Below are 17,966 nucleotides of genomic sequence, written 5' to 3'. Positions count from 1 at the left end.
ATTGATCCTTTGTTCGGTTTAGTCGCTTGCTTTTATTACCTTAAAGATAATGAAGGGAACGATAAAACAAGATTTTCATGGTGAAGTGAAAATTCCTAATTCGGCCGCGCAGGAGGACGAAAAAATAGACCGCACTCGTTTAATCGAATCCTCGGTGCTTCATTATTCGCCTTCTACCGCTGTTCTTTGGCGGCATATAAGGCCAACGTTACCCAAGCGATAATGAATGCCAGACCGCCGAATGGCGTAATCATGCCCAACCATTTTTGGTCAAGCAAAGTTAAAAGGTACAAACTGCCCGAAAAGAGCACGATGCCGGCAAACATGAGCCAAGCAGACCATGACAACAGCGCTTGCCGAGGATTTTGCCGATCCAGTAGGCCGATTGCACACAAACCTAACGCATGCCACATTTGGTACGTCACGCCGGTTTTGTAAACTTCGAGCATATCGGGGCTTAGCACCGTTTTTAAGCCGTGGGCGCCGAATGCACCTAAGCCGACGCCAATGCCGGCACATAGCGCGCCGACGACTAAAAAATCCCAACGCATGTTATCGCTCCTTTAAACGCGGCATTAATTGCACTAGATTACATGGCTTGGTCCGAAAATCCAGTTGAGCTTCGATCAATTCATCCCAAGCCGTCTTACAAGCATTCGAAGAACCCGGCAAACAAAAAACGTAGGTTCCGTTGGCGACGCCAGCGACTGCGCGCGACTGTATCGTCGAGGTTTTAATCGTATGATAGGAAATCATTCGGAATACTTCGCCGAAACCGTCTAAGGTTTTATCGAGCAACGGCTCTACCGCTTCCGGCGTTCCGTCTCGACCGGTCACGCCGGTGCCGCCGGTGGTTAAAACCGCATCGATTGAGTCATCGGCGATCCACTGCGAGAGCGCCGCTCTGATTCGATAAATATTATCCGGAACGATTTTTTTTTCGGCAATTCGATGACCCGATGCCAGCGCTTTGTCGACCAGGATTTTACCCGAAACGTCATCGGCTTCGTTACGGGTATCGGATATTGTCAACACGGCAATATTGAGTGCTATGAATGTTCGTTCGGTCATTGAATTCGTCATCAGTGATACAAAAAAGTTGTCATTATTCAGCACAAGTTATGTATGAGAAGGTGCCTGACACCACCCAACCACATGCGCTGAATAGTCACAAAAGGTTATTTTAAAACCAAGAAGAAGGCTTCTTCGCCGCGCTGTATATTGATCAACAATGCGTTGTTGGGGTTGGCAACTTGAGCAAGTTCCTCTATTGTGCGAATCCGATAGCGATTGGCTGAAACGATAATGTCACCCGGTCGTAACCCGGCTCGCCAAGCGTAGGAGTTTGTTGCTATCTGTTCGAATAAAACCCCTTCGATTTGATTTTTTTGTGTCGAGCTTAACACGGTGCCGTCGAGACGAGGATGAATCGTTTTACCGGCTAAATGAGGTCGCTGAGGCTTGCCGATTTCAGCCTGAACCAGCATTTTTTTATCATCACGCATAATGCCGATATCGACTTTGGCACCGATTTTCATTAAACCGATCATATTACGAATATCGTGACTGCCTTTGATTTTTTGTCCATTGACTTCAGTGATAATATCGCCCGGTTCAAGTCCGGCTTTTGCCGCGGGAGAATTTCCGGCCACTTTGCTGATTACGGCGCCATGTTTGGTTTTTAAATTGAAGGCTTTAACCAGTTCGGGAGTCAAGTCCTGAGTCGTGACCCCTAGCAAGCCGCGCCGCACTTCACCATGAGTGACCAGAGACTCCTTGATCGTCATCGCCATATTGGCCGGAATCGCAAAGCCGATACCGACATTACCGCCGCCCGGCGCCAATATCGCGGTATTCATGCCGACAAATTCGCCGCGCAAATTGACCAACGCTCCGCCGGAATTTCCCGGATTGATCGACGCATCGGTTTGAATGAAATCCTCATAGCCTTCGATGCCCAAACCGGATCGACCCAGCGCACTGACGATACCCGAAGTCACCGTCTGACTCAGTCCGAATGGGCTGCCGATCGCAATGACGAAATCGCCGACTCTCAATTCGTCGGAGTTGGAAATAGGCAAGGCAACCAAGTTATCGGCGGCAATTTGTACGACCGCCACATCGGCTTCAGGGTCGGTACCGATCAATTTGGCATCGAGTTGGCGTCCATCATGCAGTGTCACCATGATTTTATCAGCTTTGTCGATGACATGGTTATTAGTCAACACATAGCCTTTCTCGCTATCGATAATGACTCCGGATCCCAAGCTGTTGCGTTGTTGCCGGCGAGGCCGGTCCGGTAATTGAAAAAAATGCCGGAAAAACGGATCTTGCAATAACGGGTTTTCTCTAACCTGAATATTGGTTGATGTCGATATATTCACGACTGCCGGCATGCTGCGTTCGAGAATGGGCGATAGCGACGGCAAGGGCTGCCCCTCCACCGCAACCGGCAATCCTGCCGATACTTGCGTGACGGCTAAAAACCCGAATGCTAAGGTCAATATTAAATGACCGAATAAGTAATTCTTCATGAAAGTCCTCGACAGGCTTTAAAGTCAACGTAGACAATATAAGGCAAAAAATGTTTAAAACAAGTCAAAAAACTGAAAATGTGGGCGCGCGAACTATATGCTCATCAGGCCCTCGTTATCCTAAATTCGGCATTTTAACCATGAAGCACATTAAGTCTTTCAACGGATTACCAAACAATAAAATGCACGTTCCTTATTCTTCATGGTGAAATGCTTTATCTAGGATAATGAGCTATATTAGTCACTTTAATCCTTCCAATGAATTTGAATGGCTGTAGATATCAGCTCCGCAGACGCACAAGCAATTCGTAAACTTGTTCCACTATCCACTCTGCCCGGACCTCATTTCGAAGTATTGTGCGCCGAAATCACCATCGAAACGGCAGAGCGCGATTCGGTATTATTCAAAAAAGGGGACACGGAGGCGGACTTATTTTATTTATTGAGCGGCCAAGTTTCCTTGCAGTCTCAAGGCCTAGAAGTCGAAATAATTGACGCGGAAAGCGAATCGGCCCGCTTCGCCTTAGCTCATCAATTACCCAGAAAAATCGATGCCGTGGCCTGCAACAGCATTCGTTATTTAAGATTGCCCACGGAAACACTGAATTATTTATCGTCGCTTAGTTATGAAGAGGAAAGTAGTTACATGGTTATAGTCGAACCGGAAGACAACTCTGATGACTGGATGACAACTTTATTGAAGTCTCCTATCTTCCAAAGATTGCCGCCGGCCAACCTACAAAAAATAATAATAAGTCTCGAAGAGGTCGTCTTTGAGAAAGGCGAAGCCGTTTTCCATCAGGGCGATCCGGGCGATTATTATTATTTGATCAAATCCGGCCAGTGCTTGCTGACTCGCAAGCCTTCCGAAAATGCCAAGGAGATCAAACTAGCGCTCCTAAGAACGAGCGATACGTTCGGAGAAGACTCTCTCTTATCGGATAAACCCAGGAATGTCACGATTACAGCCATCAGCAAGCTGTCTTTGTTACGTCTTTCCAAGCTGCATTTTATAACGCTAATTAAAGAACCTGCGCTGAAATACATCGATTTCGAGCAAATGCGGCAAGAGCAAGCCAATGGAGCTCTATTGCTGGACGTGCGCTCTACCGAAGACTATAACCAATTCCATTTGAACGACAGTATTAGTGCGCCGTTTTTTACTCTGCGAATGCAATTGAAAACGCTCAATCGCGCCCGCTCCGTCGTGGTCGTTTGCGGTAATGGCAAGACAAGCGAGGCGGCTGCTTTTTTATTGCTCCGCAATAAATTCAAGGCGCTTATTTTGGAAGGCGGCATGCAAAAGGTCTCGCCTGAACTTAAAAATACGGCGGCTCTATTCACGATCGACGATGGTTTTGAAACCACTTTTCGCAATAGCGAAAGCTCGGAAGCCGCCCCAGATAAAGAAGACACTCAGACCGTGACGCATAAAACGAATCCCGCTGACGAAGCATTACTCGAGCAAGTCGAACGGCTAAAAGCGCAAAACGAGGCCCTATCGGATAGAAATCAGGAGCTTACTGAAAGATGCAAACAGCTGGAAGCTGCCAAGGAAGATGCAATCAAGCAATACCGAATATTATTCAAGCAAACGGAAAAGCTGAAAGAAGTTTTGGATAAACTGAAAAAACAATGATTACGGCGGTAGACGAAAAAGCCACGGCGCTGTATGCGTAACCGCGGCTTTCCGGGCAACGAAAGAAGTGTCGTCAAAAATTATTTGATTTTAGCTTCTTTGTACATCACATGCTTGCGAACAACAGGATCGAATTTTTTGATCTCCATTTTCTCAGGCATAGTGCGTTTGTTTTTTGTCGTGGTATAAAAATGTCCGGTGCCTTCAGATGAAACGAGTTTGATTTTATCGCGCATGGTTGATCCCCTTATGCCTTAATACCTTGTTTACGCAAATCGGCCAAAACGGCATCGATGCCTCTTTTGTCGATAACGCGCATGCCTTTCGTGGAAACACGCAGGCGAACCCAGCGATTCTCGCTTTCCACCCAAAAACGATGGTGTTGTAGATTGGGGCAGAAACGTCTTCTGGTTTTATTGTTTGCGTGCGATACATTATTACCGGTTACGGGGCGTTTTCCTGTAACCTGACAGACTCTGGACATGATTAACCTCTTTGTTTGCCATTATTCAAAAATTAGCCCGCTTTTATACCAAACTTTAGCCGCCAGGTAAACCTTTTACTCCTATCCGAACGAAAAACGATTGTTCAATAAAAGCGGGTATTTCACTTCTTTTGGGGTTTTCGTGACTATACCCGTAGATTAAAATTCGGCCCCGGCGCCTCCTTGGGGCGCTGTCGAATTTTGGAGTGCGGAAGGTTTATATGGAGTATTCGTAAATAGTAACGTTCATGAAGGCTTAGCCATCGCCCCGGCAAATGAAAGTTCTCTGGTGGCGGAAGGTGCGGTCACTCGCCCGACAGGACGCCGTGAACCCAGCACCTAAATCCAGCACCTAAATTCCATAGGTCTTTGGTAATGATTCAAAATCATGGCTTATTTAGGTGCTGGGTGAATACGTCCATGTAGGCTCGACGGCGGCTCCCTGCCGCCGACGCCTGTCAATCGAGCAACCGCACCCTCTTCGGAACCGACATTGTTTTTTCATATCGAAAAAATAGATAAGGAATGCAAAACTGCGAACTTTCACAGTAAAGAATAGATAGACTTGCATGCGGAATAGATCATTGAAACCTCATTACCATCGCATGACAAGCTAAAACATTCTTTCCCAAGGCTTCTGAAACCGCTATAGTTGACGACTTATTGCCACCCCTTTTTAATTTCGGATTATTGAGAGTTTTTATGTCTATAAAATTCGGCATGGTCATGGACCCGATCGATCGCATCAACATCAAGAAAGATACAAGCTTTGCAATGCTTCTTGAAGCTCAAAGCAGGGGATGGGAATTGCATTATATGGAACTTAATGATCTTTATATGCGGAACGGACGCGCCTATGCGCGTACCCGTTTATTGGAAGTTCAAAGAAACCCGGAGCGTTGGCATCGATTTTCCAGCGAACAGGATATCGCGCTGGATCAACTCGATGTCATCATGATGCGCAAAGACCCGCCTTTCGATCAAGAATACATCTATGCGACTTATCTGCTCGAGCGAGCCGAAACCTTAGGCACTTATGTCATCAATAAACCTCAATCCTTGCGTGATGCCAATGAAAAACTGTTTACCGCATGGTTTCCGCAATGCTGCGCGGAAACCTTGGTGGCCCGCGAGCCGAAACGGATTCGCGATTTTTTGGCGGAACAAGGCGAGATTATTTTAAAACCGCTGGACGGTATGGGTGGTACGTCGATTTTTCATTTGCGCAAGGACGATCCGAATTTAAGTGTCATTTTGGAAACCATGACGCAATACAATTGTCGGTATGTAATGGCGCAAAAGTATCTACCCGAAATAAAAAACGGCGATAAGCGTATTCTGATCGTAGACGGCGAGCCGGTACCTTACGCGCTGGCCAGAATTCCGGCTCAAGGAGAAACTCGTGGCAACCTAGCTGCCGGCGGGAATGCGGAAGGCCGTGTGCTTACCGCTCGAGATTCTTGGATTGCCAAACAAATCGGGCCGACCTTGCGTGAAAAAGGTTTAATTTTTGTCGGCCTCGACGTCATCGGCGATTATCTAACCGAAATCAACGTAACTAGCCCGACTTGCGTACAAGAACTGGATAAACAATTCGGACTGAACATTGCCGGCCAGTTGATGGACCATATTGAATTAAAGCTTCGCTGAATTTCTCGAAAGTTTATCGAACTCATTTTCGACACTGGCGCGGGACGAGTTATTCAACCCGCCCCGAACGTTTCGGTTTGCTTTGGGTAGGGTCGAAACGTGCAAGACTGGGTGACCAACCCCGTCCCGCATAGATACTTCCTTTAAGTTAAAGTTTATAGTTTAATGAAAACAAGTACGGTTTCCGTTTAGTCTTTAGCAATCAATAGATTATGACAACATCAAGAGCTTTCTTGGGCGGAGTTTCCAACACATCGGAAAACGATGCCTTAATGATCACCCTATTTATTGCCGCTATACTGCATATTATGGTTATTCTAGGCATTAATTTTTCAATGCCTAAACAAGAAGAGACTCATCGTGCAATTGAAATCACGTTAGCCACGACGCCGGCACAAAAAGCCCCTAAACAGGCGAGTTTTCTAGCCCAGGAAAATCAAATCGGCGCCGGCAAACAAAAAACCAAACCAACCCCGCCTAAACAAAAGCTGCCTAGCCGCGGGACCTTGCCTAACAAGCAACCGCAAAGCAAACCGGTTCAACGTCAAGCCGCAGCCCCCAAAAAAATAATCAGCACGATTCGCCCAGCCGAGACAAAAGCACCTCCCGTACCGGTTAAAGCCCCGGTTCAACCGCAAAGCAAACCGGTTCCGAAAATTACCGCCGCAGCTTTGCAACAACAAATTGCGCAACTGGGAACGGAAGTTCGGCAACAGCAACTCAGCGCCGATATCAGCAAAATCAAGCATGTCAATGCGGTGAGCACTCATAAATATGTTGCTTCGCAATATGAGATGGACTGGAAAAAAAAGGTGGAAGCGACCGGTAACCTTAATTATCCTGAAGTCGCACGCAAAAAAAACTTTTTCGGCACGTTGACGATGGAAGTCGGCATCAATCCGGACGGTACGATATATAATATTCGAATTAAACGTCCTTCAGGCAATGCAGCCTTAGACGAAGCCGCCAAAAGAATCGTTCGTTTAAGCGCGCCGTTTCCGCCATTGCCTCAAGAATTGCTCAAGGAATTGGATGTATTAGTGATTACCCGGGTTTGGAAGTTTTCGGACGAATCGGGAATGTCAGCACGTTAACCCAGCTTTAACATTTACTGAGCATAAGTTTTGAATATTATAAAAAAACCAATGTTACGGCACTACAAGCCCATTTAGGCGCGTTTTTTAATCCTTATGATTCAATAACATAATCCGTAGACACTACATTTGTTAAAGCTGGGTTAACTCATTAACTCGCATATCCATGAACACACTTACCGATATGACCGATACGACTTATTTAAACAATCAATTTCTGATCGCGATGCCCAACCTGACCGATCCTGGTTTTTTTCATACCGTGACCTACTTATGTCAGCATAACGCCGATGGCGCATTAGGTATTGTGATCAATCGGCAGATCGACATGAAGCTGGGCGACATCTTCAAACAAATGCAAATTAACGTGACCTTCCCCACCGCTGCGGAAGCTCCGGTATTTTTCGGCGGGCCGGTACAACAGGAACGCGGTTTTGTGATCCACAATCCATGCGGAAGATGGGATTCCTCGATCTCGATATCGGATGAAATCGCGCTAACGACGTCGCGCGATATTCTCGAAGCCATCGCGATCGGCGAAGGCCCCGAGCAATATCTAGTTGCCTTGGGCTATGCCGGCTGGGGCGAAGGCCAATTGGAGCAAGAAATTGTCAATAATGCTTGGCTGAACACGCCTAGCGGCAATGATATCATCTTTAATACGCCGGTCAATCAACGCTGGCAGGCCGCAGCTCATCAAATCGGCATCGACATCAATCAATTAACCGCGCCGGCAGGACATGGCTAAACACGATCCGCTTGCTCCTCGCAATCACGATACCTACCTCGGTTTCGATTTCGGTAATAAAAAAATCGGCGTGGCGGTTGGACAAACCACGACCGGAACGGCCAATGCCTTATCGACTTTACGCTCGGTTAATCAAGCACCGGACTGGACGGCTATCGGCCGGCTTATTCAAGAATGGCAACCGGCGGGCTTAGTCGTCGGTATTTCCCGGCAGAGCGATGGCCAGGATAATCCGATTACCCCGCGTATGCTCAAATTTTGCCGGCAATTGGAAGGGCGCTTTCAACTACCGGTTTTTCAGCAGGATGAAACCCTGACGACTTTTGAAGCCAAACAAATGCTATACGATGACGTGCGAGTCAGCGCCGGCAAGCTCTGGGAAGTGCAAGATCGGCTTGCCGCCCAGCTCATATTACAAACATGGCTCAACACTCAATAACCCGACATATGACCCATCAACAACTCGATATTACTGAATTATTGACTCGGCTGGAATCGGCTATCGGCAATATAATTACTACCCGAAATCTTGAAAATCCGTTGATGATCGGCATTCGCACCGGCGGCGTCTGGATTGCCGAACGTCTCCATCAACGCCTGGGTTTGACAGAGCCTTTAGGGCTATTGGATATCACGTTTTACCGCGACGATTTTTCGCAAATCGGTGTGCATCCGAATGTCAAGCCAAGCGCCTTGCCGAATACGATCGAGGGCCGCGATATTATTCTGGTCGACGATGTCTTTTACACCGGACGAACGATTCGTGCAGCGCTCAATGAAATCTTCGATTACGGCCGACCTAATCAAGTCGTGTTGGCGGTATTGATCGAGCGCGACGGGCGGCAAATTCCGTTGCGCCCGGACTGTATCGGCTCATCGATTCGTCTTGACGCCAATCAACGCATCAAATTAACCGGCCCGGACCCTTTGGGCATCGATATTCAAACTCTTGACGTAGCGGCTTAAGGCATGAGTCACAATTTACAATTAAACGCCGAAGGTAAATTGAAGCACTTTTTGACGATTGACGGACTCGACAAAGCGTTGTTGACCGAAATTCTCGATACTGCCGAATCGTTTGCCGAGATGTCGGGGCATCATGTAAAAAAAGTTCCCTTATTGCGGGGTAAGACCATCGTTAATCTGTTTTTCGAAAACAGCACGCGCACCCGAACGACCTTCGAACTCGCGGCCAAGCGACTCTCGGCCGATGTCATCAGCATGAATATCGCGACTTCGGCCACCTCGAAGGGTGAAAGCCTGCTCGATACGATCCGCAATCTGGAAGCAATGTTTGTCGATATGTTTGTCGTACGTCACGGGACCAGCGGCGCCGCGCATTTTATCGCCGAACATACCGCGCCGCATATCAGCGTGATCAATGCCGGCGACGGTCGTCACAGTCATCCGACTCAGGCAATGCTGGATATGTTCACGATTCGGCAGTTCAAGCCGGATTTCAGCACATTGAGAGTCGCGATCATCGGCGACATTCTGCATTCCAGAGTTGCACGCTCGCAAATTCTGGCACTCAATACCTTGGGCGCGGCCGAAGTTCGGGTTATCGCACCGAAAACCTTGCTCCCCGCCTATGTCGAAACGCTCGGCGTCACGGTCTGTCATAACTTGACCGAAGGACTCAAAGACATCGATGTCATCATCATGCTGCGTTTACAAAAAGAGCGCATGACCTCGGCTCTGCTACCCAGCGAAAGCGAGTACTTCAAATGTTTCGGTTTGACGCCTGAAAAACTGGAAATCGCCAAGCCCGATGCGATCGTGATGCACCCGGGGCCGATCAATCGCGGCGTCGAAATCGATACTCGCGTTGCCGACGGTCCGCAATCGGTTATATTACGGCAAGTCAGTAACGGTATCGCGATACGTATGGCTGTCATGTCGATGGCGATGCAAACTCAAGGAGCGACCTGATGAAAAGAATTCTGATTGAACAAGGACGCGTGATCGATCCAGCCTACTCGACCGATCGAACCGGTCCGGTTTATGTTGCCGACGGCAAAATCCTTGCCTTATTCGAAAAACCCGACGGCTTTGAGGCCGACAGCGTCATCGACGCTTCCGGTCAAATCGTCTGCCCCGGCTTTATCGATATCAGCACTCGCCTGCGTCAACCGGGCCAAAGCCATAAAGCCACGTTTCAAACCGAAACCAAGGCGGCTGCGGCCGGCGGCATTACGACCTTAATTTTACAACCCGATACGCGGCCGGTCATCGATACGCCGGCAATTACCGAATTGGTCAAAGAATTGGCCGAAAACTCCAATTACCGGCAAATCCTGCCAATCGGCGCGCTGACGCGAAACCTTGAAGGCCAAGAGCTCAGTTCGATGTTGGCGCTACAGGAGGCCGGCTGCATAGCGGTCGGCAACGGCGGCAAACCCATAAGCAATCTACTGGTATTGAGGCGCGCAATGGAATATGCCGCCAGTCATGATTTATTGTTAATCTACCGGCCCAATGAGCAAAGCCTGAGCAATGAAGGTTGCGCGCATGAAGGGGCATTTGCGACCCGCTACGGCTTGCCTGGCATACCCGAAACCGCCGAAACGATCGCATTGTCGCAATGTCTCGAACTGGCCGAACTGACCGGATGCCGTGTGCATTTCGGACAAATCAGTTGCCGCCGTTCGGTGATCAAAATCCAGCAGGCCCAAAAATACGGATTATCGGTCAGTGCCGATATCGCGGCGCATCAGTTGCATCTGACCGAAAACGACATGAAGCCTTTCGATAGCGTTTACCATGTTTTGCCCCCGTTACGGAGCGAACTGGATAAAGTCTTTCTCAGAAAGGCATTGACGCAAGGCACTATCGGCACACTGTGTTCGGATCATCAACCGCACGACCTCGATGCTAAATTAGGGGCGTTTCCGGAAACCGAACCCGGTATATCGGCGCTTGAAACGTTATTGCCGTTAATGCTGAAACTGGTCGATGAAAAATTGATTACACTTTCTGAAGGCATTGCCGCGTTAACGCAAACCCCCGCCAAGGTGCTGAGATTGGAAAGTGGTACATTGACACCTGGGAAATCCGCCGATATTTGCATATTCGACCCCGTCCGTCGATGGCAAGTCGACCGTTCGACCTGGTATAGCAAAGGTATCAATACGCCTTATTGGGGAGAAACATTAACCGGTCGCGTCAGCGCCACATTGCAATCCGGTAAAATTATTTATCAAGGAGTGTTTCATGATTAAGATCCTGCTCGTTTCGGCCTTTTTTTTATTGGCGGCTTGCACGCGCGACTATACGCCGGCGTCCTCGGCGACCGGCGAAAGCATCTTCAAAGAAGCCTGTGCGGAATGCCATCAACCCAAAGACCCGGCAGTCCCGCAAGTCGTTTTTTCACTCAACGAGAAAAATGCCAATGAACGGTATATCACGCACAAAGTGCAGGGCGGCTCGCTGATGATGCCCAAGTTCCCGAAGATCACCGGTAGCAAAATGCGCTCGCTCAGTACTTACGTGCTCAATCATAGTGTAGCCAAATAAAGCGATGAAACCCCCAAACAAGCAACACGATACCGCCAACATCATCGATGATGTCAAAGGCGATCAATCTTGGCGAATTTTTAGGATTATCAGCGAATTTACCGAAGGTTTCGACCGGTTATCCGGTTTAAGCGATGCGATTTCTATTTTTGGTTCCGCGCGCATACAACCGGATCATCATTATTATTTGAAAACGGTCGAAATTGCTGAATTACTCGGCCAGCATAATTTCGCGGTTATCAGCGGCGGCGGTCCCGGAATCATGGAAGCAGCAAACAAGGGCGCAAAATCCCAAAAACCGCCTGCGGTCGGCTTGAATATCGAATTGCCTATGGAGCAACACCCGAATCCTTATCAGGATATCTCGCTGAATTTTCGGTACTTCTTCGTCAGAAAAGTCATGTTCGTTCGTCATTCGATGGGCTATGTCTGCATGCCGGGCGGATTCGGTACGCTCGATGAGTTTTTCGAATCGCTAACCTTGATGCAGACGCATAAAATTTATCCGTTGCCTTTAGTGTTATTCGGCAGCGATTATTGGAAAGGTTTAATGGATTGGGTGCGGACGACGATGATCGAATACGGTACGATTTCGGAAGAAGACCTCAATTTCATCACCCTCACCGACGATCCGCAGAAAGTCGTCGATATCATGGTCAGGCACCGCGAATGGAAAAACCAACAGCGAAGACAAAGCTTAGGGTCCAATAGTATCGACTATAGGCACAGTTGACCGCGCGAAGCGCATCCCCTTTGCTTTTAGCAGCAGCGGGGCCGAATTATTCAACCCGCATACGCGCTTTCCCAAGCTTGGAGCTTGGGAAAGCGCGTATCGAGGTCATAAAGACAAAAATATACTGTTACCCAAGCTCCTGCTTGGGTAACCTTTTCAGGAAGCTCTAGCTTCCCGACAATCAAGAAAGATTGATCGAGCGCGTGGGGGGGGTGATTGAGAGTGTGCGGAGGTTGTGTCGGTCTCAGGAAGCTCTTGCCCTGAGCCCTTCGGCTGCGCTTCCGGGGATGTCTTTCCCAAGCTGGAGCCTGAGAAAGAGCGTGATGTCGGTTGGCCGTTTTTAGTTAGACGCGCATGGGTGTAAGCCCGGCCTGCCATGTTTGCATATCCTTAACTCGCCTTTTCCAATTTCCTCATTTCGACCGGGGCAACCCTGCCTATCGATGAAACTTTATCGTAGACTTCATCGAAGGCTTGTCGGCAGTGAGGCAAATGCTCCCGAATCCGATCGTAACTGCTATGATCGAACATCCTTCTAAAGTCATCCCGGCTCATGAAGGTTCTCGCATAGAGTGCTTGATAACCGCTATGTTCGATCACGAATTTTTCCAACAACGGGAGAGCTTCGGCATTATCGAAATCGCTCTTCGCTGGCGTACCGTAAGCGCCGATGTCGACATAGAGCTCGTCAATTTCGCCATTCTCAGCCTTATACGGCTGCACAAATCCGCCTTGCCCGCCGTTGTCTTTGATCGCCATCGGCGATAGCCATAAAGGGTATAGATTGAAATGCTTATCGAAATAATCGATGGACGTTTCCAGAAAACGCATCGGCACCAGCATATCCTGAACGACATGATATTTTTCCCTTAGCCGCTGAGTAGTTTGCGTTTCGGTATACTTCAATAACTCGATCCGGGGCGGCAAAGCCCAGCCCAACAAAGCCCTGAAAATAGGATGATTGCCGAAGGGTATGATTTCCTCCATCGCCCAAAAATAACTGCGCGTGTGGCGATGGTAATAATCCCGCACCGGCAGATATTCGACGCCTTCCTTATTGCTCTGCAGATAGCCTTGAACATGCTTAAAAAACCAAGACTTATACCACTTTCCGATAGCATTCAAATGGCCGTCCTGTCCGACGGCATCGGCGAATTTACCGGTCATGATCACCGCCTCGTCGCGCCCATAGACCAAAGCTTCGACGAAATCGTTGTTTTCGGTATCGCGCGAGGCTTGCTCGAACACCCGTACTAGATGATCCAAGCTATGAACAGGCTGGTAATGAACCCTGACAAATTTTTTGACCGGGATGATTTTCAACTCAGCAGCCACCAGAAAACCCAGTGTGCCATGACTCCATGGAACTTGATAAAATAGCTCGGGATTTTCCGACGCGCTGCATTTGACCAACTTACCTTCCGCCGTCACGATTTCGATAGCTTCGCAAATATGCTGAAATAAGCCGTATTTATGGCTGCTGGTTTCGACGCCGAAGCCCATGATCAAACCGCCTACCGTTAGGCTGTCCAATTCCGGCACCACCGGTAGGGTCCAGCCTTGCGAGATCAACGTTCGCGAGAGCTGACCCATGCTAACGAGCGGCTCTACCCGGACAATACTGCGCTGCGCGTCGATTTCCAACACATCGTACAACCCTATATCGATCTTACGATGAGACAATTTGTACTTGGGCACCAGTTCGCTCATGGTTTTCCAGCCCGACCGTGCCGTACACAGTTTTTGCTGGGCTCCTTGTGCTTTCCAATCTTCAATTTGCCGAATGACCTCGGCAACGCGGGTATCGTGTTTTGCCGGGGCGCTGCTGAGGCGAAATGACAACCAATTGCGAAATCCGGAATAGGCGCCGTAAACAGCCGAAATCGGCAACAAAAAAACGGTGGCGAATTGCCCCCGGTAATGGGTCAATAGGTGTTCGAAAACGGTATCGATTTTGATCATAAGGTTAACTGGAATCCAAAATATAAAAACATCAAAGCGTTCATCGCTTTATTCTGCGTCGATCCGGCGACATGCACAGCAAGTCAAAAAAGTCTCAATTTTAGCTTTGTTGACCACGAATAGCGAACGTCATTCGGTGAAACGGCTTGATACTATCGCGATCAGTGGGCCTGGTCTGCAGGGACGCATGCTCAATATGAATGATATTCCTTATGTTGTCAGCTAAGGTCGGTGAAATTGACAACGAAAAAATACCGTCTAAAGTCGGTTGCAATTTTATAGACAGGTTTATTTGTCTGGATTGTTGGTTAATGGCAAGTTATCGCAAGCAATAGGCAATAGGGGGTAGGTGTTCGCAGTAACAGTAATTTAGCTAGCGGGTTAAAGTCCCGCCCAAGGAGTTGTCCATACGCCTTGGTAGTACGCAGGAGCGGCGTTTGAGCAATCAAGGGTCGTGAGTTCCTAAACGGCAAAGATGCAGGCCGTAACGCAAGTGAACCTAGATGTAGTCTCGTAAACTTAATGCGGTTGCCGACCTCGTGCCTGTATAGGGAAAGCCGTGTGCGGGAAAATCGCATGCCCGGTTTGATGAGGGAGGGCTGGTGTAAAAAACTGCTCTCTACTCTACCTTACGTTTGACATTTGTCTTCCCTTTTTCCACCTGTTTCACTGCTCGGCTCACTGTAGCGTAGCTCACACCAAAATATTCGCCCACTTGAGCCAGCGTATAGTGGCCGCTTAAATAGGCATGCGCCATGCTTTCATTGCGAGTTTTATAATGCTCGGCATAATACGCCAACGGTTTTATCGGCGCCTGTTTTTGCTTTTTGGGTATATCCTTCAGCGACTGCTCAGGGTCGAGATTGCTCTGCATGTCTTTGATGAAGTCGTCATCGCCTAAATAGATTTGGTTTTTTTAAGCATTGCCAAGGTGAGGGCTGTCTCTTGCCGGCTTTTACAAATTCGCGGTATCGCAGCTGCGCTTCATTTTTTGAGTCCGCAAATCTTGCAAGTATCCAGTCCGTGGTTAAACAGGCATGAGCATCATCATAACCGGCTGTTGCACGATAACTGCTCCAGCGCCACTGCTTGATTGTTCTTACCATTTGCGCTCTTGCCGGATTCAAAACGATATAACGCGCCAGTTCCAGCAGGTAGGCGTCTTTTTGTACCAATATCGCTTTGAAACGGCCTTGAAAAACATGACCGACGCGGTGATGCCGACGATTAGAAGACTGCGTATAAGTACCGTTAAGATATTTCATTCCCTTGGATAAAGTCGGCGCGCCGGTTTCAATCAATAAGTGGTAATGATTGTCCATTAAACAATACGCATGGCAATACCAGTCGTAACGATTAACGGCATTTTGTAACAACGCCAAAAACCGCTCCCGATCGGCATCGTTACGATAGATATTTTCTTGAGCGTTGCCGCGAACGGTCACATGATACAGCGCTCCTACAAATTCGATGCGTAAAGGCCTGGCCATTCGAGATCCTGTCTAATTAAACTTGAGTCTCAAGTTAGATCAATAAGACTCGAATGTCAAATGTAAGGCCTGACCCTATGCCCCTTCCATGTTCTCTAGTATTGCGATGCGCTGGCTTGTATGGGATCGGCAGGCAGGCGGTTGGCGCCCCAGCTCTGGTAAATATGATTTTTGACTCTGTTGAGTTCCTCGGCGCTCACCTGGGCCAACTCGCCCCTTTCCAAAGGGTCGTAATGGAAAATGTATAGCCGGGAAGCGAATTGTTCGAAAGGCAGTGACGCCTCGCCAAAACGTTCGCCATTGCCCGAGGTGTCAACCTTTACTCCATTGCCCCAGTTCTGGCCGCTGTCATTATTGGGATTGTAGAAATAGACACGCATCTCCTCTTTGGGGTCCAGCGCTACTCGCAGGATGGTGATGGCGTGCCAGCCCACAAATCGCCCCGCGCTGTCGGTAACGGCAATACCGGCGGGTTGAGGGTGGATCAGCGGTTGATTGCCGTTGTAGTAGGGGTGGTAGCTGGCATAAAAGTGGCGCAGAAAATCTTCCAGCTGGTCCAGCTTTCCGGTTTTTACATCCACATTGATGCGAAAGCCCCGGCCCGACCACCAGCCATGAAACTCTGGGTTAATCCAGCGGTGTGGATCGCCTTCCCGTTCACTGCAGCGCCGCCCCATTTCCGCATATATGCGATCTAGGTGCGGTACCACCAGAAGTGAAACCGGATCCAGATCCAAGGGAAGTTCCTTGGCAACCCCGGAAACACTTTCCCGCGAGGAAATCGGTTGCCCCTCAAAGTGAATAATGATTTCGTCGTCTCGGGCGGCCCAGACCACCATTTGCAGCATATAATCAGGGTCGTTGTAGGCCCACATGGAGAGGGCTCGAGCCGATTGGCAGGTGGGGTTATTGCCTTGTCCGACCCCCAGGGGTAGGCCCAGCATACAGAGTACGCCCTGCATCAACCAGGCTCGAGCCGTGGGTTCGGGGCCAAAGGCCTGTATCAGGCGCTGTTCACAGTGAGATGAAATGGGTAATGACAGTTGGCGCCAGAGTGCCGGTGCCACAGGAGGTTGATACAAAACCCCTCGCTCCAGAAGCAATGCGAGGCCGTAAATGGCTTGGGCCGTTTGGGAATACACAGTTTCATTGATCATAGCGCGCACCAGATCACCATAACAGAGCAGGCAATCGCGGCCAGTACTGGACAATCCTAGGGCCTCGGAAAGCAGGTGGTCGCCGTGTTCCTGCAGGTAACGCAACAGTACGGCGTGATAAGGCGAAACCAGACCAGTATCGTGCATGGCCCGGGCAAAACCGGTGGCCTCGTACTGAAGAGCGCTGGAATCCATACTACTCAAGCGCTGACGGTAAACTTCGACGCCGGGATCCTCCCGGCATGCCTGGGTGGCGCCATAAAGGCTGCTGATCAACCGATCCGCGCCCTGACCGCTGATTCCGAGGTCGATATCCGGGTTGGCCTGACAGATGGCAATCTGGGTAATCATCTGTTTTACGCTATCCACCTGTATAGGCCGCTGTTGCAGAATGCGCCAAATCTCTTCAATCAGTTTATCGATCACATGCTCGAAGCCGATGCGCTCGGCTAAGTGACGAAACAATTTTCGGGGCAGCAGAGACAGTTTGCCCTGTTGTTCCCGTTCGGCCTCACTGGGGTTTGCAAAGAGGAAGCCTAGATTGATGGCCATTACCTGAGTTAGATAGTGATGCGCCTGTTCTAGGGACATGCTGGGGTGAAGGTAATCACCCATGGCAATAGCGAGTAGGCGCAGCTCATTCAAGGCCTCAACCACCACCGTGTCGGAATTGGAGCTTTTGAGCGAGTGGCTGGTCAAGCTGGCAATCAGAAGCTGGGGCTCGTCCCAATCCGAGCCTAAAAACACCCCCGCTTCCTCAATCTGCTGAGCACGGGCCTCAACTCTGGCACACCCGCCCTCCAGCAGCATCAGTAGTCGCGCCGTGTCGAAAACCCGGCGAATGCGAGTGATTTTTGCAAAGTCACTGACTTCGGCCAGGGCTTGTAGTGCCTTGTCTAGTTTTTCCGACAAGTTGTCTAGCCTGGCAATATCTAGCGTGTCAGAATCAGTCAAGCTGC

Annotated in this window: 19 protein-coding genes; 10 read left to right on the top strand and 9 right to left on the bottom strand. The window is 49.1% G+C overall.

Annotated features, from left to right (window positions below):
• Positions 1-173 precede the first annotated feature (173 nt).
• From ACINK7_RS21215 to ACINK7_RS21205, 3 genes are all read right to left on the bottom strand, one after another.
• Complete coding sequence (locus ACINK7_RS21215; RefSeq protein WP_404358466.1) at positions 174-551, bottom strand: DUF423 domain-containing protein; 378 nt, start codon at positions 549-551, stop codon at positions 174-176.
• A 1-nt stretch (position 552) separates the two neighbouring features.
• A complete protein-coding gene (moaB, locus tag ACINK7_RS21210; RefSeq protein WP_404358464.1) occupies positions 553-1,071 on the bottom strand; it encodes a molybdenum cofactor biosynthesis protein B in 519 nt (172 codons plus the stop codon).
• A 107-nt stretch (positions 1,072-1,178) separates the two neighbouring features.
• A complete protein-coding gene (locus tag ACINK7_RS21205) occupies positions 1,179-2,534 on the bottom strand; it encodes a DegQ family serine endoprotease (protein ID WP_404358462.1) in 1,356 nt (451 codons plus the stop codon).
• 268 nt (positions 2,535-2,802) lie between these two features.
• Between ACINK7_RS21205 and ACINK7_RS21200 the strand changes: the two genes are divergently transcribed.
• A complete protein-coding gene (locus tag ACINK7_RS21200; RefSeq protein ID WP_404358461.1) occupies positions 2,803-4,173 on the top strand; it encodes a cyclic nucleotide-binding domain-containing protein in 1,371 nt (456 codons plus the stop codon).
• Between the two features lie 80 nt (positions 4,174-4,253).
• Here ACINK7_RS21200 and rpmG read toward each other — a convergent pair whose 3' ends face one another.
• Both rpmG and rpmB read right to left on the bottom strand, forming a co-directional pair.
• Positions 4,254-4,409 carry a 50S ribosomal protein L33 gene (gene rpmG, locus ACINK7_RS21195; protein WP_014150284.1) on the bottom strand — a complete coding sequence of 52 codons (156 nt, stop codon included), beginning with the start codon at positions 4,407-4,409 and terminating at the stop codon, positions 4,254-4,256.
• 11 nt (positions 4,410-4,420) lie between these two features.
• Positions 4,421-4,657, bottom strand: coding sequence for a 50S ribosomal protein L28 (gene rpmB / locus ACINK7_RS21190; protein WP_014150285.1), 237 nt, complete (start codon positions 4,655-4,657; stop codon positions 4,421-4,423).
• A gap of 702 nt (positions 4,658-5,359) precedes the next feature.
• On the opposite strand from rpmB, the gene gshB reads away from it, so the two are divergent.
• From gshB to ACINK7_RS21145, 9 genes are all read left to right on the top strand, one after another.
• Positions 5,360-6,307 carry a glutathione synthase gene (gshB, locus tag ACINK7_RS21185; RefSeq protein ID WP_404358458.1) on the top strand — a complete coding sequence of 316 codons (948 nt, stop codon included), beginning with the start codon at positions 5,360-5,362 and terminating at the stop codon, positions 6,305-6,307.
• 212 nt (positions 6,308-6,519) lie between these two features.
• A complete protein-coding gene (locus ACINK7_RS21180; protein ID WP_404358456.1) occupies positions 6,520-7,401 on the top strand; it encodes a TonB family protein in 882 nt (293 codons plus the stop codon).
• Between the two features lie 184 nt (positions 7,402-7,585).
• Positions 7,586-8,149, top strand: coding sequence for a YqgE/AlgH family protein (locus tag ACINK7_RS21175; RefSeq protein ID WP_404361492.1), 564 nt, complete (start codon positions 7,586-7,588; stop codon positions 8,147-8,149).
• Positions 8,142-8,588 (top strand): Holliday junction resolvase RuvX, encoded by a 447-nt coding sequence (gene ruvX / locus ACINK7_RS21170; protein ID WP_404358454.1) that lies wholly within the window; start codon positions 8,142-8,144, stop codon positions 8,586-8,588. Before ACINK7_RS21175 ends, ruvX begins: the two co-directional genes overlap by 8 nt.
• 8 nt (positions 8,589-8,596) lie before the next feature.
• Positions 8,597-9,115, top strand: a complete 519-nt coding sequence (gene pyrR, locus ACINK7_RS21165) for a bifunctional pyr operon transcriptional regulator/uracil phosphoribosyltransferase PyrR (RefSeq protein WP_404358452.1) — start codon at positions 8,597-8,599, stop codon at positions 9,113-9,115.
• 3 nt (positions 9,116-9,118) lie between these two features.
• Entirely contained in the window at positions 9,119-10,081 is a 963-nt protein-coding gene (locus ACINK7_RS21160; protein WP_404358450.1) for an aspartate carbamoyltransferase catalytic subunit, read from the top strand.
• The gene (locus ACINK7_RS21155; protein ID WP_404358448.1) at positions 10,081-11,370 is read left to right on the top strand and encodes a dihydroorotase; all 1,290 of its coding nucleotides are present in this window, start codon (positions 10,081-10,083) and stop codon (positions 11,368-11,370) included. Before ACINK7_RS21160 ends, ACINK7_RS21155 begins: the two co-directional genes overlap by 1 nt.
• Positions 11,363-11,665: a c-type cytochrome gene (locus ACINK7_RS21150; RefSeq protein WP_404358447.1), complete on the top strand. Its 303-nt coding sequence runs from the start codon at positions 11,363-11,365 to the stop codon at positions 11,663-11,665. Before ACINK7_RS21155 ends, ACINK7_RS21150 begins: the two co-directional genes overlap by 8 nt.
• A 4-nt stretch (positions 11,666-11,669) precedes the next feature.
• Positions 11,670-12,398, top strand: coding sequence for a TIGR00730 family Rossman fold protein (locus ACINK7_RS21145; protein ID WP_404358445.1), 729 nt, complete (start codon positions 11,670-11,672; stop codon positions 12,396-12,398).
• Between the two features lie 390 nt (positions 12,399-12,788).
• On the opposite strand, the gene ACINK7_RS21140 is transcribed toward ACINK7_RS21145, so the two are convergent.
• The 4 genes from ACINK7_RS21140 to ACINK7_RS21125 all read right to left on the bottom strand — a co-directional run bounded on the left by ACINK7_RS21140 (position 12,789) and on the right by ACINK7_RS21125 (position 17,961).
• Positions 12,789-14,360, bottom strand: coding sequence for an FAD-binding oxidoreductase (locus tag ACINK7_RS21140; protein WP_404358443.1), 1,572 nt, complete (start codon positions 14,358-14,360; stop codon positions 12,789-12,791).
• 619 nt (positions 14,361-14,979) lie between these two features.
• A complete protein-coding gene (locus ACINK7_RS21135) occupies positions 14,980-15,234 on the bottom strand; it encodes a hypothetical protein (RefSeq protein ID WP_404358441.1) in 255 nt (84 codons plus the stop codon).
• Between the two features lie 16 nt (positions 15,235-15,250).
• Positions 15,251-15,850 (bottom strand): transposase, encoded by a 600-nt coding sequence (locus ACINK7_RS21130; protein ID WP_404358440.1) that lies wholly within the window; start codon positions 15,848-15,850, stop codon positions 15,251-15,253.
• 95 nt (positions 15,851-15,945) lie between these two features.
• Positions 15,946-17,961, bottom strand: a complete 2,016-nt coding sequence (locus tag ACINK7_RS21125; protein WP_404358438.1) for a hypothetical protein — start codon at positions 17,959-17,961, stop codon at positions 15,946-15,948.
• Positions 17,962-17,966 lie beyond the last annotated feature (5 nt).

This window comes from Methylotuvimicrobium sp. KM1, from assembly GCF_044788715.1.
In the GTDB taxonomy this organism is placed as follows: domain Bacteria; phylum Pseudomonadota; class Gammaproteobacteria; order Methylococcales; family Methylomonadaceae; genus Methylotuvimicrobium.
This window is presented reverse-complemented; position numbering and strand designations above follow the sequence as displayed.

Coding starts and splice junctions, on each gene's coding strand:
- ACINK7_RS21215 (WP_404358466.1), bottom strand. CDS start 551: ATGCGTTGGGATTTTTTAGTCGTCGGCGCGCTATGTGCCGGCATTGGC.
- moaB (WP_404358464.1), bottom strand. CDS start 1,071: ATGACCGAACGAACATTCATAGCACTCAATATTGCCGTGTTGACAATA.
- ACINK7_RS21205 (WP_404358462.1), bottom strand. CDS start 2,534: ATGAAGAATTACTTATTCGGTCATTTAATATTGACCTTAGCATTCGGG.
- ACINK7_RS21200 (WP_404358461.1), top strand. CDS start 2,803: ATGGCTGTAGATATCAGCTCCGCAGACGCACAAGCAATTCGTAAACTT.
- rpmG (WP_014150284.1), bottom strand. CDS start 4,409: ATGCGCGATAAAATCAAACTCGTTTCATCTGAAGGCACCGGACATTTT.
- rpmB (WP_014150285.1), bottom strand. CDS start 4,657: ATGTCCAGAGTCTGTCAGGTTACAGGAAAACGCCCCGTAACCGGTAAT.
- gshB (WP_404358458.1), top strand. CDS start 5,360: ATGTCTATAAAATTCGGCATGGTCATGGACCCGATCGATCGCATCAAC.
- ACINK7_RS21180 (WP_404358456.1), top strand. CDS start 6,520: ATGACAACATCAAGAGCTTTCTTGGGCGGAGTTTCCAACACATCGGAA.
- ACINK7_RS21175 (WP_404361492.1), top strand. CDS start 7,586: ATGACCGATACGACTTATTTAAACAATCAATTTCTGATCGCGATGCCC.
- ruvX (WP_404358454.1), top strand. CDS start 8,142: ATGGCTAAACACGATCCGCTTGCTCCTCGCAATCACGATACCTACCTC.
- pyrR (WP_404358452.1), top strand. CDS start 8,597: ATGACCCATCAACAACTCGATATTACTGAATTATTGACTCGGCTGGAA.
- ACINK7_RS21160 (WP_404358450.1), top strand. CDS start 9,119: ATGAGTCACAATTTACAATTAAACGCCGAAGGTAAATTGAAGCACTTT.
- ACINK7_RS21155 (WP_404358448.1), top strand. CDS start 10,081: ATGAAAAGAATTCTGATTGAACAAGGACGCGTGATCGATCCAGCCTAC.
- ACINK7_RS21150 (WP_404358447.1), top strand. CDS start 11,363: ATGATTAAGATCCTGCTCGTTTCGGCCTTTTTTTTATTGGCGGCTTGC.
- ACINK7_RS21145 (WP_404358445.1), top strand. CDS start 11,670: ATGAAACCCCCAAACAAGCAACACGATACCGCCAACATCATCGATGAT.
- ACINK7_RS21140 (WP_404358443.1), bottom strand. CDS start 14,360: ATGATCAAAATCGATACCGTTTTCGAACACCTATTGACCCATTACCGG.
- ACINK7_RS21135 (WP_404358441.1), bottom strand. CDS start 15,234: ATGCAGAGCAATCTCGACCCTGAGCAGTCGCTGAAGGATATACCCAAA.
- ACINK7_RS21130 (WP_404358440.1), bottom strand. CDS start 15,850: ATGGCCAGGCCTTTACGCATCGAATTTGTAGGAGCGCTGTATCATGTG.